The sequence below is a fragment of the Stenotrophomonas sp. GSD10 genome (genome assembly GCF_056172695.1).
The window spans coordinates 3,555,387-3,573,801 of sequence record NZ_JAOCMC010000002.1; the positions used below are offsets into that span (position 1 = coordinate 3,555,387).

Genomic DNA, 18,415 nt, shown 5'->3' on the forward strand with positions numbered 1-18,415 from the left:
GGGGCAGCTCCTGTCCGGCGATGGCCTGGGACAACTGGAACACGGCCATCGCGTACATCTTCGAGAGGTTGTAGCGGGTGATCGCGTAGTAGTTCTGGAAGCCCAGCCAGTACTGCTTGCCGGTGCTGCCTTCCAGGGTGATCGGGGTGGCGGTGGCGCCCGGCTGCACCGGCGCGCTGGGCTGGTAGCCGCGCTGTGCCAGGTCGGCCAGCGACCAGGTGGGCATCCACTCGGTGGGGTTGAACTCCTCGCGGCCCGGCGCCAGCGTGGCCGGCACGGCCACCTGGCCACCGCGCACCCAGCCGCCCTTCTTCACGAAGTAATTGGCGATGGACGAGAACACGTCGTCGTAGCTGTTGAACAGGTCGCGGCGGCCATCGCCGTTGCCGTCCACCGCGTAATCGAGGTAGCTGGACGGCATGAACTGGCCCATGCCCATCGCGCCGGCATAGCTGCCCTTGAGCGTGGTGATGTCGAGCTTTTCTTCGCGACCCAGCTCGAACAGCTTGGCCAGCTCATCGCGGAAGAACAGCTCGCGGCGCACTTCGCGCTCCAGCTTGGCCGGATCGCCGCTGCGCGGGTAATAGAAGGCCAGCGTGTACAGCGCATCGAGCACGCGATGGCTGCCGGCATTCTTGCCGTAGCTGGTTTCCACGCCGATGATCGCCACGATCACTTCGGCCGGCACGCCGGTGCGTTGCTGCACGCGATCCAGTTCGGCGCGGTGTTCGGCCAGGAACGCGCGGCCACCGTCGATACGTGCCTTGCTGATGAACATCGGCCGGTATTCGTTCCACGGCTTGACCCGCTCGGCCGGGCGCGACATTGCGGCGATGATCGGCTGGCGCACCTGCGCCTGGTCGAGCACGCTGCGGATCTGCTCCGGCTTCAGGCCATAGCGCTTGGCGGTATCGGCAATGAAACGGGCCCGCGCAACCTCGAACGGCACCGGGGTGAGATCGACCGGCGGCGCGCTGGCGGCGGTGGCTTCGGGTGCGGCCTCGGCCGGACCGTGGGCCTTGGCGGCGGGCTGGCGCGGCGTACTGCTGGCCTGGGGCGAAGACGGTGGGGACTTCGGCTGGGTCGCGCAGGCGACCAGGCCGAGGGTGAGCATGCAGGCCAGAGTGCGTCGAATCATCGTCGCAGGTTAGCAGGTCATGGATGAATTAAAACCCCTAACACCATGAATCACAACGATTTGCCCGCGTTCAGCGGGAAATGTGAAGGCGTCGTGATCACCCTCCCCATTCAGTGAGAGGTGGCCGGTTGCGTCCCCATCCCCGCAGACGCAACCGGCGACCGGATCCGGTCGGTACCTGCGCGGCTGCCGCTCCCCAGTGGCAGTGCTCCGCGCTCCCTGTACCTGTTGGATCAGTACTGCTCCCGCCCGACGCCCCCTCGCGCTGCAACGATTGACGGCGCGCCGTGCCGAACGGGCCGCCATTGTGCAGGCCGATTACGACAAGTCCATTGATCAGGATCAACGCGGCGTAAAAATGTGAACCGCTTAACAATTTTTCTGGGCTTTGGTCAGTGGGCGGGCCTCCACGCGTTGTTGTGAGAACGATTCCACAACAGGCGTTGCGCAGGCGGTAGAGTCGACTGTCAGTCGACTGCTCCTGCTTCGGTGGTGAAAATTCCGCGCTGCGCGCGATAGTCGACTGACAGTCGACTCTACCTCCCGGCCCGCTATCCGCCGTGCACGGGACGGTGCCCCCGCACCGCCATCACCAACCCGATACCGGCCAGAAGCGACACCGCCGAGGTCCCGCCGTAGCTGATCAACGGCATTGGAATGCCTACCACCGGCAGCAGGCCGGAAATCATCCCGCCATTGACCAGTACATAGACGAAGAACGCCAAGCCCAGGCTGCCGGCCAGCAACCGCGCGTGCGTGTCGCGCGCATGCACCGCGATCCACAGGCAGCGCCCGACCACGAACAGGTACAGCGCGAACACGCTGGCCACGCCGATCCAGCCGAACTCCTCAGCCAGCACCGAGAACGCAAAGTCCGTGGTGTACTCGGGCAGGAAATCCAGGGTGGCCTGGGTGCCCTGCCCCCAGCCGCGCCCGTCCCAGCCACCGGAACCGATCGCGATGCGCGACTGCAGGATGTTCCAGCCGGTGCCGAGTGGATCGGCCGCCGGGTCGAGGAAGGTCAGCACGCGGTCCTTCTGGTATTGCCGCAACAGGCCGAACCAGGCGAGCGGTGCGGCCACGGCCAGGCCCGTCGCGCCGGTCGCCACCCAGCCCCAGTGCAACCCGGCCAGCAGCAGCGCGAACACGCCGCTGGCGGTGACCAACGTGGCGGTGCCGAGGTTGGGCTGCAGCAGGATCAACACGGCCGGTACGCCGATCAGCACGGCAGCGGTCAGCACCGTGCGCGGCGACGGGGGCAGCGGCTGGCGGTGCAGGTACCAGGCCATCATCAGCGGCAGGCTGAGCTTGAGCAGCTCGGACGGCTGCAGGTAGAACACGCCCAGGTTAAGCCAGCGCTGCCCGTACTTGCCGGTGCCGATCATGTACACCGCCATCAGCGGCAGCATCGACAGTGCGTAGATCGTCGGCGTCCACGCGCGCAGGCGCAGCAGCGGGACGCGCGACAACAGCCACATCGCGACCAGGCCAGCGGCGAAGCGCGCCGCCTGCCCGACCACCGGCCCGGACACGCTGTGCAGCACTGCCAGGCCGGCGCCCATCAGGATCAACAGCGCGGCCAGCAACGGCAGGTCTATCGTGCGCACCGCCTCACGGCAGAGGCCAAGCAGTCGTTTCCATTCCACGCGGGCACGGTAGCAATGCGTGCTTGCGTGAAGCTGTCAGGGCGGTGCCGCATTTGTAGAGTCGAGCTTGCTCGACTTGGGGCGTGCGTGCGCTTTACGAAGGGCAGCCGAGCACGGCTTGGCTCTACAAAAATCAGGAGCCGTCGAGCAAGCTCGACGCTACGGAAGCGCGGCCGCTAGCCGTAACCGCCGTGCACCGGGTTGTGGCTGCGTACCGCCATCACCAGGCCGAAGCCGGCCAAAAGCGACACAGCCGAGGTGCCGCCGTAACTGATCAGCGGCATCGGCACGCCCACCACCGGCAGCAGGCCGGAAATCATGCCGCCGTTCACCAGCACGTAGACGAAGAACGCCAGCCCGGTGGCACCGGCCAGCAGGCGCGAATAGGAATCGCGCGACTGGCTGGCGATCCACAGGCAGCGCCCGATCACCACCAGGTACAGCGCCAGCACGGTGGCCACGCCGATCCAGCCGAATTCCTCGCTCAGCACCGAGAACGCGAAGTCGGTGGTCTGCTCGGGAATGAAGTTCAGGTGTGACTGCGAGCCTTCGCCCCAGCCCTTGCCATCGAAGCCGCCGGAACCGATCGCGATCTTCGACTGGATGATGTTCCAGCCCGCACCCAGCGCGTCCATCTCCGGGTCCAGGAACATCATGATGCGGTCCTTCTGGTACGGCCGCAGCAGCCAGAACCAGGCCAACGGCGCGACCGCGGCCACGCCGCCCACGCCCAGCCCCACCCACCACCACGGCAGGCCAGCCAGCAGCAGCACGAACACGCCGCTGGCGGCAATCAACACGCCGGTGCCGAAGTCCGGTTGCAGCATCACCAGCCCGGTCGGCACGCCGATGATGACCAGCGCGGTCAACACGGTGCTCAAGCGCGGCGGAAGCGGCATCTTGTGCAGGTACCAGGCCACCATCATCGGCAGGCTGACTTTCAGCAGTTCGGCCGGCTGCAGGTAGAAGAACTTCAGGTCCAGCCACTGCCGGCCGTATTTGCCGGTGCCGAGCACGAACACCGCCAGCAGCGGGATCATCGAGATCGCATAGATCATCGGCGTGGCTGAGCGGATGCGCAGGATCGGCACGCGCGAGATGCCCCACAGCGCCGCCATGCCCACCGCGAAACGTGCGCCCTGGGCCATCACCAGGCTGTCGCCCCCGCGCTCTTCAAGGTGGCCAGGCCGATCACCATCAGCGCGCCCAAAGCAACGCACAGCACCCAGTCCAGCGTGCTGAAGAAGCGGCGCAGCATGTCGACGGCCCAGCGCAGGAACACCTTCATCGTGCGGGCTCCGTGGCGGTCGGGCGCGGCGTGGCCGGCAGTGCGGCGGCAGCCGGTGTGGTCGGCGCAGGTGCCGGTGCGGGCGTCGGCACCCCCACCTGCACCGGGTGTTCGCCCAGCTGCGCGGCGCCCAGATCTCCGGCCTGGCGCGCGCCGGCGTCTTCATTGTCGAACGCGGTGGCACCGATGGCGGTGGTGCCACGCTCGCTGTCCAGCGGCTGCATGCCCTCGGGCATCTTGCCCAGCAGGTAGGCGTCGAACACCTTGCGGGCGATCGGCGCGGCGGCCGAACCACCGTAACCGCCGCCTTCCACCGCCACCGCGATCGCGATCACCGGGTTTTCGACCGGCGCGAAGCCGACGAACAGCGCGCGGTGGCGCAGGTGCATCGGCAGGCTCTTCGGGTTCACCGCGGCAGTGCCCTTACGGCTGATGACCTGCGCGGTACCGGTCTTGCCGGCCATCACGTACGGCGCACCGACCGCCACGCGCCAGCCGCTGCCGCCGGGCCGCATGGTCGCCATCATGCCCTCGCGCACCGCCTGCACGTTGTTGGGGTTGGGGCTGACCGGCTTGCTCTGCCCCGGTGGTGTCGCCGTCCAGTCGCTGTCGAAGCCGTCGCGCTGCTGGATCACCAGGTGCGGGGTGCGCAGCTGGCCGTCGGCCAGGCCGCTGACGCCGCGCGCCAGCTGCAGCGGGGTGACCTTCCAGTCGCCCTGGCCGATGCTGATGTTGACCGTATCACCGGGGTACCAGGCTTCCTTGCGGCTCTTCCGCTTGTAGGCCGGCGACGGCAGGATGCCGCCGATCTCGCCGGTCAGGTCGATGCCGGTCGGCTGGCCGAAGCCGTAGTACTCCATGTAATGGTCGAAGCGCTCGATGCCCAGATCCAGCGCCAACCGGTAGTAATAGGTGTTGACCGACTCGGCGATGGACTTGCGCAGGTCGGTCCAGCCGTGGCCGCCGCGATGCGCATCACCCCAGCCACGGCTGGTGCCGGGCAGGTAGAACATGCCGGTGGACAGCACCTTGTCTTCCGGGCGGCGCACGCCCGAATCCAGGCCGGCCAGGCCGATCAGCGGCTTCAACGTGGAACCCGGGGCGACACCACCGAGCACCAGACGGTTGAACTGCGGCCGCGACGGGTTTTCATTCAGCGCCTTGAAGTCGGCATGGGAAATGCCGTTGACGAACAGATTGGGGTCATAGGACGGCAGGCTGACCATCGCCAGCACCTCGCCGGTACGCGGGTCCATCGCCACCGCCGAGCCTTCCTGGTCGCCGAAGGCGGCCACCATGGCGCGCTGCAGATCGGCATCGATCGACAGCCGCAGGTCGGCGCCGGACTGCGCAGCGACACGGCCGATGGTACGGATCGCACGGCCCTGCACATTGGTCTCGACCTGCTCGTAGCCGACCTTGCCGCGCAGCTGCTGCTCGTAATAGCGTTCCAGGCCGGACTTGCCGATGTGGGTCAGTGCGGCATTGCCTTCGCCGAGGATCTCCAGATCCTTGTCGTCGACGCGGCCGACGTAGCCGATGATGTGCGCGAACAGATCGCCGTACGGGTAGCGCCGGGTCAGGTAAGGCTCCAGCTCGACGCCGGGGAAGCGCCAACGGTCGACAGCGAAGCGGGCCATCTCCTCGTCGCTCATGCGCAGCTTCAGCGTAACCGGCAGGAACTTGCGGCGCGCCTTGCGCGACTTGTTGAACGCTTCCAGCTCTTCCGGGCTGATGCTGATGATCTTCGCCAGCCCTTCCAGGGTGGCATCCATGTCCTTGACCTTGTCCGGGGTCACGTCCAGGCGGAACGCCGGCACGTTCTCGGCCAGCAGGCGGCCGTTGCGGTCGTAGATCATGCCGCGCCCGGGCACCACCGGCCGCGGCTTGATGCGGTTGGCTTCCGAGCGCGTGGCGTAGACATCGTGGTCCAGCACCTGCAGCTTGAAGTACCAGCCGCCCAGGCCCAGCAGGCAGACCAGCACGCCCAGGAACCCCAGCGCCGCACGGCGGCGGAACTGTTCGGCTTCGGCGTGCGGGTTCTTGACCTGGCGGCGCGGGATCATGGCTCAGCGCCCGCGCTTGCCGAAGCGCACCGCGTCCAGCAGCACGAACACCAGCGGCCACAGGCCCATGCCCAGCAGCGGCGCCCACCAGTACGACCAGGGCAGGGTCGGCTCATCCACCACGATGTGGACCAGCGCGCTGACGATGCGGTCGTTGAACAGCAGGCCGCCGATGGCCAGCATCTGCTGCGACATCGGGAAGAAGCGGATGCGCGCGCGGAAACGCTGCAGGATGAAAGCCAGCATCACCAGCCGCAGCGCCTGTTCACCGAGCACGCCGCCGTACAGCAGGTCGGCTACCACGCCACTGGCGAAGGCGATGCCGAGGCCGACGCGTTCGGGCGTCTCGATGACCCAGTAGGCCAGCACCAGCGCCAGCCAGTACGGGCGCAGCGGTTGCAGCAGCGCAGGCAGCGGCAGCAGGCCCAGCAGCAGCGCGATCACCAGGCTGGCCGGCAGCACCCACGGGTTGTCACGCAGGCGGCTCATCGCTGGGCCTCCGGAATGACCGGGGTCGGTTCCACCGGTTGTGGTGCGTGCGGTTCCGCCGACGGATCCGGCGCCGCTGGCGTTGCCGCCGGTGCGGTCGCCGCCGGCCGGCGCAGAGGAGCCGCTGCCGGGGTTGCAGGAGCCGTTGCCGGGGAGGTGGATGCAGCCGGGGCCGGGGCCGAGGCCGCCGGCGCAGTGGCGGACTGCGCCGGCAGCGTCGCGCCATCGGCGGGCCCACCTGGAGCGGGCGCTTCCAGCTGCAGGCGCAGCTCCGGCGGAATCCGGATCGCCGCACCCGGGCGCAGCAGCAGCACGTCGCGGCCGCGGTCGAGCTGGGCCGCCGGCTTCAGTTCGCCGACCAGGAAGGCATGGGTATCGTCCGGGCGCAGGCCGGTGATGGTGCCGACCGGGAAGCCGGCCGGGAAGCGGCCGCCGAGGCCGGAGGTGACGATCTCATCGCCCACTTCCACCCCCGCGCTGAGCGGGATGTCGCGCAGCTCCAGCGTATCGCCGCGGCCATAGACGATCAGGCGCACGCCGTTGCGGGCCACGGTCACCGGCACGGCGTGGTCGGGGTCGGTCAGCAGCAGCACGGTGGAGGTGCCGCCGGTGACGCTGATCACCTGGCCCATCAGGCCACCGGCATCGATCACCGCCTGGCCGACGTGCACGCCTTCGCGGCTGCCGGCGTCGAGCACCAGGCGCTGCTTCACCGGGTCCAGGTCGATGTCCAGGATCGGTGCCAACTGCACGTCCAGGCCACTGCGCTCGGCCACGTTCAGCAGTTCGCGCAGCTGGGCGTTGTCCAGCGCAGCGGTCTGCAGGCGGGTCAGGCGGGCGTTGGCCAGCAGCAGCTGGTTGCGCAGTTCACGGTTCTCGGTGACCAGCTGGGTGTGGCTGGCGGCGGAATCCTTGACCTGGTTACCGAGCTTGCCGGGCAGGCCGGCCAGCGCCCATACCGGCTGCACCAGGCTGTTGGCCTGCTCGCGCAGGCGCGCCAGCCAGCCGGCCTGGTCATCGAGCACGATCAGGGTGATGGCCAGCGCGAGGTAGGCCAGCAAGCGCAGGGGGCTGGCGGCATCACCGGATCGGGAGGCAACGGGAGGACCGGCGTAGGGCGGCACGGCAACGATTCAACTGGCAGGAGGCGGAGGGGAAACACGCGGACGCCCCGCCGGTGCCGGCCCGCCATGACGGCGGGCCGCACCCCGGAAGGGCGCGGCGGGCAGGAACGGCCGGGACGGCTTATTCCGGCGCAAAGAACTCGTTGCCGTGCATGTCCACCAGTTCCAGCGCACGACCGCCACCGCGGGCCACGCAGGTCAGCGGATCGTCGGCCACCTGCACGTGCAGGCCGGTTTCCTCGGAGATCAGGCGGTCCAGGTCACGCAGCAGGGCGCCGCCACCGGTCAGCACGATGCCGCGCTCGGCGACGTCGGCGCACAGTTCCGGCGGGGTCTGCTCCAGCGCCAGCTTGACCGCGCTGACGATGCCCGACAGCGGTTCGTGCAGGGCTTCGAGCACCTCGTTGGAGCTGATCTTGATCATCTTCGGCACGCCCTCGGCGAGGTTGCGGCCAGAGATTTCCAGTTCCTGCACTTCGGCCTGCGGGTAGGCACAGCCCAGTTCGACCTTGATGCGCTCGGCGGTGGCTTCACCGATCAGCATGCCGTGGTTGCGGCGCACGTAGTTGGTGATCGACTCGTCGAAGCGGTCGCCGCCGATGCGGACCGAGGCCGAATAGACGATGCCGTTGAGCGAGATCACCGCCACTTCGGTGGTGCCGCCGCCGATGTCGATGACCATCGAACCGCGGGCTTCGGTGACCGGCATGCCGGCGCCGATCGCGGCGGCCATCGGCTCTTCGATCAGGTACACGTCACGGGCACCGGCTTCCTCGGCCGATTCCTTGATCGCGCGGCGCTCGACCTGGGTCGAACCGGCCGGCACGCAGACCAGCACGCGCGGGCTCGGGCGCAGCACGCGCGACTTGTGCACCTTCTTGATGAAGTGCTTGAGCATCGCCTCGGTGTAGGTGAAGTCGGCGATGACGCCGTCCTTCATCGGGCGGATGGTGGTGATGTGGCCCGGGGTACGGCCGAGCATCTGCTTGGCTTCGGCGCCTACGGCTGCCACCGAGCGGGTGCCACCGATGGCACGGTCCTGGCGCACGGCCACGACCGACGGCTCGTTCAGCACGATCCCCTGCCCGCGCACGTAGATGAGGGTGTTGGCCGTGCCCAGGTCGATGGACAGGTCGTTGGAGAACATGCCACGGAGTTTCTTGAACATCTGAGGAAGGAGTCCTGAGGGGTGTCGTGCCCGCCGCGGGATGGCGAAAAAATGGGCAGAATTCGAGGCCGACAAGCCTAGCAACCCGCCTGCCGCCGAGCAAGGAAAAACTAGCTGAACCCGCGTCTTGACAGGCTTTCGGCCGGATCGGGCATCACCCGGTTCTGGCCCTGAGCGGCACCAGCGGGTAACCTTTGCGCCGTCGGGCGCCCAAGGGCGCCGTTTGCTTGCCTGCTGAACCGGGCCGGCCCACCCCAAAATTCACCGCATAGGCTTACATCGATGTCCGCTCTGATCTGTGGTTCTCTTGCCTTCGACACCATCATGGTGTTCCCGGACCAGTTCAAGAATCACATCCTGCCGGACAAGGTGCACATCCTGAACGTGTCCTTCCTGGTCCCGCGCATGCGCCGCGAGTTTGGCGGCTGCGCCGGCAACATCGCCTACAACCTGCACCTGCTGGGCGGCCAGCCGATCCCGATGGGCACCGTGGGTTCGGACTTCGGCCCGTACCGCGAGTACTTCGAAGGCCTGGGCATCGACCTGTCGCGCGTGCGCGTGATCGATGAGCTGTTCACCCCGCAGGCGTTCATCACCACCGACCACGACAACAACCAGATCACCGCCTTCCACCCGGGCGCGATGATGCGTTCCTACGAGAACCACGTGCGCGGCGTGCCGGGCGTGACCCTGGGCCTGGTCGGCCCGGACGGCCGCGAGGGCATGATCCAGAACGCGCTGGAATTCCACGAGGACGGCATTCCGTTCATCTTCGACCCGGGCCAGGCCATGCCGCTGTTCAACGGCCCGGAGCTGCGCGCCTTCATCGAACAGGCCGACTACGTGGTGGTCAACGACTACGAGTCGAACCTGCTGCAGGAGCGCACCGGCTGGGACGAACAGGAAATCGTCAGCCGGGTGAAGGCCTACATCACCACCCGCGGCCCGAAGGGTGCGGTCATCCACACCCCGGAAAAGAGCTACGACATCCCGCCGGCGCACGAGCGCCGCGTGGTCGACCCGACCGGTTGTGGCGACGCCTTCCGCGCCGGCCTGATCTACGGCATCCAGAAGGGCTACGACTGGCTGACCATCGGCCGCATGGGCAACCTGATGGGCGCGCTGAAGGTCGAACACCCGGGTACCCAGAACCAGCGCTTCACCTTCGATGAGTTCAACGAGCAGTTCAAGCAGCAGTTCGGTTACGCGCTGAGCGCGTAACCCGAACTGCCCGCGCATCTGCCTGGTGGGTGTCGACCTTGGTCGACACTGCCGGCCAGCGGCCGGCACTACCGGAACCTCCGGCCGGCACGCTGCCTGCGCTCGGCTCTACACGGTCATGCGGCAATGGGAATGCGGTTGGTAGGTGTCGACCTGGGTCGACACTGCCGGCCAGCGGCCGGCACTACCGGAACCTCCGGCCGGCGCGCTGCCTGCGCTCGGCTCTACACGGTCATGCGGCAATGGGAATGCTGTTGGTAGGTGTCGACCTTGGTCGACACTGCCGGCCAGCGGCCGGCACTACCAGAACCTTCGGCCGGCTCGCTACACGGTCATGCGACCTGCCAGGCCGCCTGCAGCGCGCGGCAATCGGCGAAATGCCAGTCGGCGCGACCCGGCCACGGGTTCTCCGGCAGGTTGACCAGCACGGTGTGCGTTCCCGCCGCACGGCCGCACTCCAGGTCGTAGGCGTGGTCACCGACCATCACCGCCTGCGCAGGCGCGATGCCCCAGCGCAGCAGGTGCTGCTGCAGGCCATCCGGTGAAGGCTTGGGTACCGCTTCGTCGCGGCCGATGATGTCGGCGTCGTCGAACAGCGCGCCGACCCCGATCGCCTCCAGCGTCAGCTTCGCCAGCGCGTGGTCATTGCGGGTGAGGATGCCCAGCCGGCAGCCCGCAGCCGCCAGCGCGCGCAGCAGCTTCACCGCGCCCGGGGCCGGCAGCGCGTCCTCGGCCAGCGCGCGTTCGTGATCCAGCAGCCACGCGCGCTTGGCCTGTGCCGGTGCCTCCGGCAACGCCGCGATATGGTCGAGGATGTCTTCCTCGGCGGCGATCTGCAGCGCACGGCGGATCGCGGCGAAATCATGCACGGCCACGGTCAGCGTGCCATCCATGTCGAACACCCAGTGGCGGATCGCGGACAACGCCTGCACGGCACTGCCCGCCGCCGCCATTACTGCCACCACTGCGGCATGCGACTGGCGTCGACGCCGCCGGTCTCGAACACCGCCGTGCGGGTACCACCGGCCTTGACCGGGAATTCGATGCTGATCGACTTGCCCTTGCGCGCCAGCTTCCACAGCGCCTTCTGGTCGGTGATGAACAGCGCGATGGCTTCATCGGTCTTCGGGCGCCAGGCTGCCATCGACACCGGCTTGCCATCGTCCACGGTCACCTTGACCGTGCACTGCGGGCAGCGGAAATCCCCGGCCTGCAGCACCAGGTAAGCGTGCCGCTTCCATTCCGGATGATCGCGGAACACCAGCTGCACCGGTTTGGCACCGCTGCCATCCACATCCACGCGCTCCTTGCTGAAAATCTGCGCCGAGACCTGACTGCCCTTGCTGCCGACCGGAATCTGGTTGTACTGCCACAGGCCCTGCATGCGGCGCAGATCGCGCGCAGCATCGCCCTTGGCCTTCACTTCATCGAAACCGGCGGCGATGCGCTCGGCGGCGGCGGTGTCCTTGTACTGGTCCAGCAGCGAGGCGCCATGCAGGCGCGCGCGCTCCCAGTCCTGCGCGGCCACGGCTGCGTCGTACTGCTTGGCGACGTCCTCGGCCTTGGCTTCCTTCTGCGCCTGGGCGGCGGCCGCGGCGGCTTCCTGCGCCTTGCGCTCTTCCTCGGGGTTGCTGCAGGCGGCCAGGGCCAGGGTACAGGCGGTGAGCAGGATCAGTCGTTTCATGGCGGAGGCCCTTCGTGTTTTCGCATATCTGTAGCGTCGAGCTTGCTCGACTGCTGTTGAAAAGCCAGTCGAGCAAGCTCGACTCTACAAAAAGCGCCGGGCGATGCCCGGCGCTTTCTCTTACTTGGCTTCAGCCTTGGCCAGCATGTCCTGCACCGAGGCGGTCGTGATCGGGTGGTAACCCGGCTTGGCCTTCTCGAAGGCCTGCTTGGCCAGCTCCAGACCCTTCGGGGTCTTCACCAGTTCGGCGTAGATCGGCATGATCAGCTTGCGACGGCCGACGCGCTCGATGAATTCAGCCGCGCCTTCATTGGCCTGCTCGTAGCCGCTGCGGATCGCCAGCGGGTACCAGCGCATGGCGATCTCGCCATTCGGGGTGCCGGTGAAGTGGAAGGCCTTGTCCAGCGTGGCCAGCTTGTCCAGCGGCTGGGTCGCGCCCAGGCCGTCGATGAAGCGTACCCATTCCTGCGTGCTCCAGTCGGCGATGACCTGGCTGCTGGGCACGGTGCCGGCGCTGGCGAAGGCGATGCGCGCGGTATCGACGCTGCTGAAATTGCGCGACTGCGCCTTGGCCGCGAACGCCGGGATGCCCGGCTCGTCCAGCCATGCCTTCAGCTCGGCCTCGGTCACTGCCGACGGATTCTTCGGCAGCAGGTTCTTCTTCATGTACTCGACGAACTGGTCGGTGTTCGCGCTCTGGAAGGCGTGGTCATCGAACCAGCCACGCAGGAACGGATCGAAGGTCTCGCGGCCGAAGCGCTGTTCCAGGAATTCCAGGAACCAGGAACCCTTGACGTAGGCGACCTGGCTGAGGGCTTCGTCCGGGTCACGTTCGTTCAGCGGCGGCAGCGCCAGCGCCTGGTCGGCCGGGCTCATGTCCTTCACTTCGGCCAGCAGGTCGGTCTGGTCGATCTGCTTCTCCATCTCGGCCATTTCCTTGCCGTACAGGGCTTCGGTGATGCGGCCCTGGACGTAGGTGGTGAAGCCTTCGTTCAACCAGATGTCCTTCCAGCTGGCATTGGTCACCAGGTTGCCCGACCAGCTGTGCGCCAGTTCGTGGGCGACCAGCGAGACCAGCGACTTGTCGCCGACGATCACGGTCGGGGTGGCGAAGGTCAGGCGCGGGTTCTCCATGCCACCGAACGGGAACGACGGCGGCAGCACCAGCATGTCGTAGCGGCCCCAGCGGTATTCGCCGTACAGCTTCTCGGCAGCACCGATCATCTTCTCGGTGTCTTCGAATTCCTTGGCGGCCTTGTTGACCATGGTCGGCTCGGCCCAGACGCCGGAGCGGCCGGAGATCGGCTCGAACACCAGGTCACCGGCGGCGATAGCCAGCAGGTAGGACGGAATCGGCTGCGGCATCTTGAAGGTGTAGTCACCGTCACGCGCGGCCTTGGGATCGTTGTCGGCACTCATCAGCACCATCACGTCCGGGCGCGACACCACGTGCGCGCTGTAGGTGAAGCGCACGCTCGGGGTGTCCTGCAGCGGCACCCACGAACGGGCGTGGATGGCCTGCGACTGGCTGAACATGAAGGGCAGCTTCTTGCCCTCGGTCATCGACGGCGCCAGCCACTGCAGGCCCGAGGCGGTCGGCGCGGTGTGGTAGGTCACTTCCACCTTGGCCGGCTGTTCCGGGGCCTCGATGGTCAGCTTGCTGCCGAACACCTTGTCGACCGGGGCCAGCTCGAACTTCAGCGGGCTGCGCGCGCCATCGGCGGCGACGGCCTCGACCTTGGACACGGTCAGCTCGCGGGTGTCGAGCACCAGCTGCTTGGCGTCCTTCTGCTTCCATTCCAGGGTGTAGGTGGCGGTGCCGCCGATCTGCTTCTGGTCGAAGTCCAGCTTCAGATCCAGTGCGATGTCCTTGATGACGACCTTGTCCGGCTCGGCGTACGAGCTTTCGTCGTGGCTGCGGTTCTCGGCGTTCACGGGGGCGGCGGGGGCCTTTTCGGCAGTCGGAGCGGCGGCGGGCGCGGCCGCCTCCTGGGAGCAGCCGGCGGCCAGGGCCACGGCCAGCGGAAGGAGGATCAGCGGATTACGCATGAATCGGGACCGTTACGGGGATCAAACCCCAATGGTACCTCCGTCCGGCCCCGCAGGCGTTGCGCGGTGCGGGGTAATGGCGGCGGGAGCGAAGGCGCCGCGCCCTGGTGGGTGCCAACCTTGGTTGGCACGGATCCTTCATCGCTCGCGGCAGGCCGGTGCCGACCAAGGTCGGCACCCACCAGAGCAGATACCGGCCAAGGTGGGCCAACCACGGTCGGCCTCTACCGGTAGGTGCCAACCTTGGTTGGCACGGATCCATCAACGCTCGCGGCAGCTTCTGTGCCGACCAAGGTCGGCACCCACCAGAGCAGATTCCGGCAGCTGCTGTGCCAACCAAGGTTGGCACCTACCAACACCGGGATTACAGCTTGTAGCCGGAATGGATCGAAACGATGCCGCCGGTCAGGTTCTTGTAGTGGCAGCGCTCGAACCCGGCCTGCCCCATCATTGCCTTCAGTTCGTCCTGCGGCGGGTGCTTGCGGATGCTCTCGGCCAGGTACTGGTAGCTGTCCGCATCGTTGGCAAACAGCTTGCCCAGCTTCGGCAGGATCCTGAACGAGTGGAAGTCGTAGATCGGCTTGAACCAGTCGGCGGTGACCTCGGAGAACTCCAGCACGCGGGCCTGGCCGCCCACCTTCAGCACGCGGTACATCTCGCGCAGGCCGGCGTCCTTGTCGGTCACGTTGCGCAGGCCGAAGGCGATGGTGACCAGATCGAAGCTGTTGTCCGGGAACGGCAGGGCTTCGGCATTGCACTGCACGTAGTCCAGGCCGAGCACCAGGCCGCGGTTGGTCAGGCGGTCGCGGCCGACCGACAGCATGCCGGCGTTGATGTCGCCCAGCACCACCGAGCCCTCGGCGCCGACGCGCTCCTTCAGCAGCGCGGCGATGTCGCCGGTGCCGCCGGCCAGGTCGAGCACGCGGTCACCCGGCTTCACCTGCGCGGTGGCCACGTAATAGCGCTTCCACGCCCGGTGCACGCCCAGGCTCATCAGGTCGTTCATCAGGTCGTAGTTGCGCGCGACCGAGGTGAACACCTGCCCGACCAGCTTCTGCTTGTCCTTGGCGGCGACGTCGCGGAACCCGAAATGGGTGGTACCGGCTTTGTAGGGGGATTCGCTCATGGACCGATTATCGCACCGCCGGGAGCCAGCGGCACCCCTGCCCGTATCATGGCCAGCCACGACTTACCGGAGCCCCGCATGATCACCACGCCCGACTACCAGGCCCTGCTGCAGACCGCCATTGCCGAAGCCCGCCAGGGCCTGGCCGAAGGCGGCGTGCCGATCGGCGCGGCGCTGTACCACAACGACGGCCGCCTGCTCGGCTGCGGCCACAACCGCCGCGTGCAGGAAGGCGACCCGTCGGTGCACGGCGAGACCGACGCGTTCCGCAAGGCCGGCCGCCAGCGCCGCTACCAGGACACCATCATGGTCACCACGCTGGCGCCGTGCTGGTACTGCTCGGGCCTGGTGCGCCAGTTCAACATCGGCACCGTGGTGGTGGGCGAATCGCGCACTTTCCAGGGCGGCATCGACTGGCTGCGCGGCAACGGTGTCAACGTGATCGACCTGGACAGCCAGGAATGCGTCGATCTGCTCGGCGGTTTCATTGCGCGGCATCCGGAGATCTGGAACGAAGACATCGGCGAATGAGCACCGCGCAGTGTGCTGTTGAATCCGCTTAATGAACCCTTCAGCGCCGGCACAGCCTTGTGCCGGCAGCGTCTTCGCCCGATGATGTGCGCCAGCGCACAGTCATCTGCAGGCGTTGCACACGCACCGCTAACATGCCGCCCACCGGTGACGCCTACGGTGGGGTGACCGGGGCCCCTGTCCCGGCGGAGCCAGCCCATGTGCGCGCACGCCGTCTGTCCCCTGCCCGAGCCGGCCCTGGCCGGCATCCGCGAACGATTGATGCAGCAGTTCGTCCTGTATCGCAGCAGCGCCGCCTTCTGGAGCGCGTTCCAGGGCATGCAGGAGGAAGTCACCCGCGATCACCCGCGCGATCACGTGCGGCTGTGCAACGCGATGGCCGACATGGCCCAGGAGCTCGGCGCGGTGCCGCAGGCCCAGCTGATCGATGGCAACACCGGCTGCACGCCGCGCTGACGCGGCATGCACCGGTGCCTACGCCACACTGCGATCACCCCCACTCCCATCCACCTCAACCGATTGGATCGTCATGCACGCTGAAGTCCCCGCCATTCCCCCGGTCATCAATGTCGACGCCGAACTTGACCACTGGCGCCGCCAGCATGCCGACGGCGCGCTGCCGCACAACTCGTTCGGCTCCTACGTGCCGTGGATCAAGTTCGCCTGCGATTCGCTGATTACCCAGCCACGCGCCAGCAATGCCCAGCGCGATGAGATGTTCCAGACCCAGTACGCGCTGCAGATCATGCCGCGGCTGAGCGAAGCCCAGGCACGCGAGTTTGTCGACCGCTGCTGGCAGCATGTGTACCAGACCAGCCGCGTGCGCCTGCAGGACGCGCCGCGCCTGCGCGCCTGAGTCTCGCCTGAGACTGCACGGCTTCTGCACGAGGCACTGCCGATCATCCTCGTCACCTGAGTGGGACGACGACGATGAAAGCAAGGAACCTGTTCAATACGATCGCCAAGAAGGCGGCAAGCGCTACCGGTTCGCCATGGACCTTCCTGGCGGCGGTGGCGATCGTGGTGGTGTGGGGCGTGACCGGCCCGCTGTTCCACTTCAACGACACCTGGCAGCTGGTGATCAATACCGGCACCACCATCATCACCTTCCTGATGGTGTTCCTGATCCAGCACACGCAGAACGCCGATACCGCGGCGATGCAGATCAAGCTGGACGAGTTGATCCGGGCCACTGCCGAGGCCAACAACGAACTGCTGGACCTGGAAGAGATGGACGAGGAGCGGCTGGAGGAGATCCGCGCCGAGTACGAGCGCATGGCGCGCGAAGCCGGCGACGCACTGCTGCGCGTGCGCGCCTGCCGGGCGGCCCCGCGCGATGATGAAGCGGTGTAGCGCCAACGCCGCAACACTTCCCTGTGGAGCCGAGCCCATGCTCGGCTGCTCAAAAGCCAGTCGAGCAAGCTCGACTCTACGTCATGGGCAGCCGAGCATGGGCTCGGCTCTACAGAAGTACGCTTCCGTCACCCGCGTTCGTGCCAGCCGCCGCCCAGCACCTTGTACAGGGTGATGCGGTTGGCCTGCTGCGCCAGCTTCGCCTGCAGCTGCGTCTGCTGCGCGCTGTAGGCAGTACGCCGTGCATCGAGCAGGGTCACGAAGCTGTCCAGACCGGCGTCGTAACGCGCCTGCGACAGACGGTTGGCCTGCTCGGCCGCGTCGACCAGACGCGCCTGCGCCCCCACCTGCTCGTCCAGGCTGACGTTCAACGCGAGTGCATCGGCGGTCTCGCGGAAGCCAACCTGGATCGCCTTCTCATACTGTGCCAGCGCGATATCACGATCGGCGTTGGCGATGGCCAGGTTGGCGCGCAGCTTGCCGCCCTGGAAGATCGGCAACGTGATCTTCGGCAGGAAACTCCACACGCGCGTGCCGCTGTCGAACAGGTTGGACAGTTCATTGGAGCCGCTGCCGATGCTGCCGGTCAGCGAGATGCTCGGGAAGAACGCCGCGCGTGCCGCACCGATGTTGGCGTTGGCCGCCAGCAGCTGATGTTCGGCGGCCATGATGTCCGGGCGCTGCAGCAGCACGTCGCTGGGCAGGCCGGCCGGCGGCGGTGCCAACGCCAGCAGTTGCGGCTCGATGCTGGCCGGCAGCAGTGCCGGGTCGAGCTGGCCGCCGGCCAGCAGGGCCAGCGCGTTGCGGTCCTGGGCCAGCTGGCCGCGCAGGCGTGCGGCATCGGTGCGCGCGGTTTCCACCAGCGTGCGGGTCTGGGTCAACTCCAGCGCTGAACTGCCACCGCGTTGGTGGCGGGCTTCGGCCAGGCGCAGCGAGTCCTCGTAGGTCTTCAGCGTGGCCTCGGCGATCTTCAGCTGCTGCGCGTCGGCCCCGTAGGTTAGCCACGCGGTGGCCGTCTCGGCCACCAGGCTCAGCTGCGCGTTACGGCGGTTGGCGGCCACGGCGAAATACTGCTGCAGTGCGGCCTCGCTGAGGTTGCGCACGCGACCGAACAGGTCCAGCTCGAAGTCGGCCACGCCGACACCGGCGCTGAACTGCTCGGTGACACCGGCATCGGTGCCGCGGCGGTCCATCTGGCCGGTAACGGCCACACCGGGCACACGGTCGGCGCGCTGCACGCGGTACTGGCCACGCGCGCGTTCGACATTGAGCACGGCCACGCGCAGATCACGATTGTTCTGCAGCGACTGGTCGATCACCTGCTGCAGGCGCGCATCGGTGAAGAAGTCGCGCCAGCCGACGGTGGCGACATCGGCCACCTGGCCCTGCGCCGCTTCAGCCGGCCACTGCGCCGGAATCGCCGGGGCGACGGCGGTGTCCTTCGGGACCAGGGTGGAGCAGCCGGCCAGCGCAAGCGCGGCGGTGATGGAAAGGAACAGGGATGCACTTTTCATGGGAATGACTTCCATCGG

15 protein-coding genes and 2 pseudogenes are annotated in these 18,415 nt (G+C 67.4%); 5 read left to right on the forward strand and 12 right to left on the reverse strand.

Features of this window, described 5'->3' with window-relative positions:
* Nucleotide 1: 1 nt before the first annotated feature.
* The 7 genes and pseudogenes from mltB to N4G47_RS16625 form a co-directional block, all read right to left on the reverse strand.
* Nucleotides 2-1,138 (reverse strand): annotated as a pseudogene (mltB, locus tag N4G47_RS16595) (lytic murein transglycosylase B); the annotation flags it as partial.
* A 551-nt stretch (nucleotides 1,139-1,689) separates the two neighbouring features.
* Complete coding sequence (gene rodA / locus N4G47_RS16600; RefSeq protein ID WP_475288851.1) at nucleotides 1,690-2,784, reverse strand: rod shape-determining protein RodA; 1,095 nt, start codon at nucleotides 2,782-2,784, stop codon at nucleotides 1,690-1,692.
* A gap of 176 nt (nucleotides 2,785-2,960) precedes the next feature.
* Nucleotides 2,961-4,072: pseudogene (rodA, locus tag N4G47_RS16605) on the reverse strand (rod shape-determining protein RodA).
* A complete protein-coding gene (gene mrdA / locus N4G47_RS16610) occupies nucleotides 4,069-6,138 on the reverse strand; it encodes a penicillin-binding protein 2 (protein WP_475288853.1) in 2,070 nt (689 codons plus the stop codon). The pseudogene rodA (N4G47_RS16605) and the gene mrdA overlap by 4 nt, the downstream one beginning before the upstream one ends.
* A gap of 3 nt (nucleotides 6,139-6,141) precedes the next feature.
* Nucleotides 6,142-6,627, reverse strand: coding sequence for a rod shape-determining protein MreD (gene mreD, locus N4G47_RS16615; protein ID WP_107231981.1), 486 nt, complete (start codon nucleotides 6,625-6,627; stop codon nucleotides 6,142-6,144).
* Nucleotides 6,624-7,751, reverse strand: coding sequence for a rod shape-determining protein MreC (gene mreC / locus N4G47_RS16620; protein WP_475288855.1), 1,128 nt, complete (start codon nucleotides 7,749-7,751; stop codon nucleotides 6,624-6,626). The genes mreD and mreC overlap by 4 nt, the downstream gene beginning before the upstream one ends.
* 121 nt (nucleotides 7,752-7,872) lie before the next feature.
* Entirely contained in the window at nucleotides 7,873-8,919 is a 1,047-nt protein-coding gene (locus tag N4G47_RS16625) for a rod shape-determining protein (protein ID WP_005411077.1), read from the reverse strand.
* Nucleotides 8,920-9,201: 282 nt separating this feature from the next.
* Here N4G47_RS16625 and N4G47_RS16630 point away from each other — a divergent pair, with 282 nt between their 5' ends.
* Nucleotides 9,202-10,140, forward strand: a complete 939-nt coding sequence (locus N4G47_RS16630; RefSeq protein WP_295572152.1) for a carbohydrate kinase family protein — start codon at nucleotides 9,202-9,204, stop codon at nucleotides 10,138-10,140.
* Nucleotides 10,141-10,472: 332 nt separating this feature from the next.
* On the opposite strand, the gene N4G47_RS16635 is transcribed toward N4G47_RS16630, so the two are convergent.
* From N4G47_RS16635 to ubiE, 4 genes are all read right to left on the reverse strand, one after another.
* Complete coding sequence (locus N4G47_RS16635) at nucleotides 10,473-11,093, reverse strand: HAD family hydrolase (RefSeq protein ID WP_475288858.1); 621 nt, start codon at nucleotides 11,091-11,093, stop codon at nucleotides 10,473-10,475.
* The gene (locus N4G47_RS16640) at nucleotides 11,093-11,824 is read right to left on the reverse strand and encodes a hypothetical protein (RefSeq protein ID WP_475288860.1); all 732 of its coding nucleotides are present in this window, start codon (nucleotides 11,822-11,824) and stop codon (nucleotides 11,093-11,095) included. The genes N4G47_RS16635 and N4G47_RS16640 overlap by 1 nt, the downstream gene beginning before the upstream one ends.
* Nucleotides 11,825-11,944: 120 nt before the next feature.
* Complete coding sequence (locus N4G47_RS16645; protein ID WP_475288862.1) at nucleotides 11,945-13,873, reverse strand: M1 family metallopeptidase; 1,929 nt, start codon at nucleotides 13,871-13,873, stop codon at nucleotides 11,945-11,947.
* 364 nt (nucleotides 13,874-14,237) lie between these two features.
* Nucleotides 14,238-14,999 carry a bifunctional demethylmenaquinone methyltransferase/2-methoxy-6-polyprenyl-1,4-benzoquinol methylase UbiE gene (gene ubiE, locus N4G47_RS16650; RefSeq protein ID WP_107231975.1) on the reverse strand — a complete coding sequence of 254 codons (762 nt, stop codon included), beginning with the start codon at nucleotides 14,997-14,999 and terminating at the stop codon, nucleotides 14,238-14,240.
* A 78-nt stretch (nucleotides 15,000-15,077) separates the two neighbouring features.
* On the opposite strand from ubiE, the gene N4G47_RS16655 reads away from it, so the two are divergent.
* From N4G47_RS16655 to N4G47_RS16670, 4 genes are all read left to right on the forward strand, one after another.
* A complete protein-coding gene (locus N4G47_RS16655) occupies nucleotides 15,078-15,530 on the forward strand; it encodes a nucleoside deaminase (protein ID WP_475288865.1) in 453 nt (150 codons plus the stop codon).
* Nucleotides 15,531-15,728: 198 nt separating this feature from the next.
* Nucleotides 15,729-15,986: a hypothetical protein gene (locus tag N4G47_RS16660; protein ID WP_475288867.1), complete on the forward strand. Its 258-nt coding sequence runs from the start codon at nucleotides 15,729-15,731 to the stop codon at nucleotides 15,984-15,986.
* A 73-nt stretch (nucleotides 15,987-16,059) separates the two neighbouring features.
* A complete protein-coding gene (locus tag N4G47_RS16665; RefSeq protein ID WP_107231972.1) occupies nucleotides 16,060-16,386 on the forward strand; it encodes a hypothetical protein in 327 nt (108 codons plus the stop codon).
* A 74-nt stretch (nucleotides 16,387-16,460) separates the two neighbouring features.
* Nucleotides 16,461-16,883 (forward strand): low affinity iron permease family protein, encoded by a 423-nt coding sequence (locus N4G47_RS16670; protein ID WP_475288869.1) that lies wholly within the window; start codon nucleotides 16,461-16,463, stop codon nucleotides 16,881-16,883.
* 128 nt (nucleotides 16,884-17,011) lie between these two features.
* Here the strand turns inward: N4G47_RS16670 and smeF are convergent, their stop codons facing one another.
* Nucleotides 17,012-18,412: a multidrug efflux RND transporter outer membrane subunit SmeF gene (smeF, locus tag N4G47_RS16675; RefSeq protein ID WP_475288871.1), complete on the reverse strand. Its 1,401-nt coding sequence runs from the start codon at nucleotides 18,410-18,412 to the stop codon at nucleotides 17,012-17,014.
* Nucleotides 18,413-18,415 lie beyond the last annotated feature (3 nt).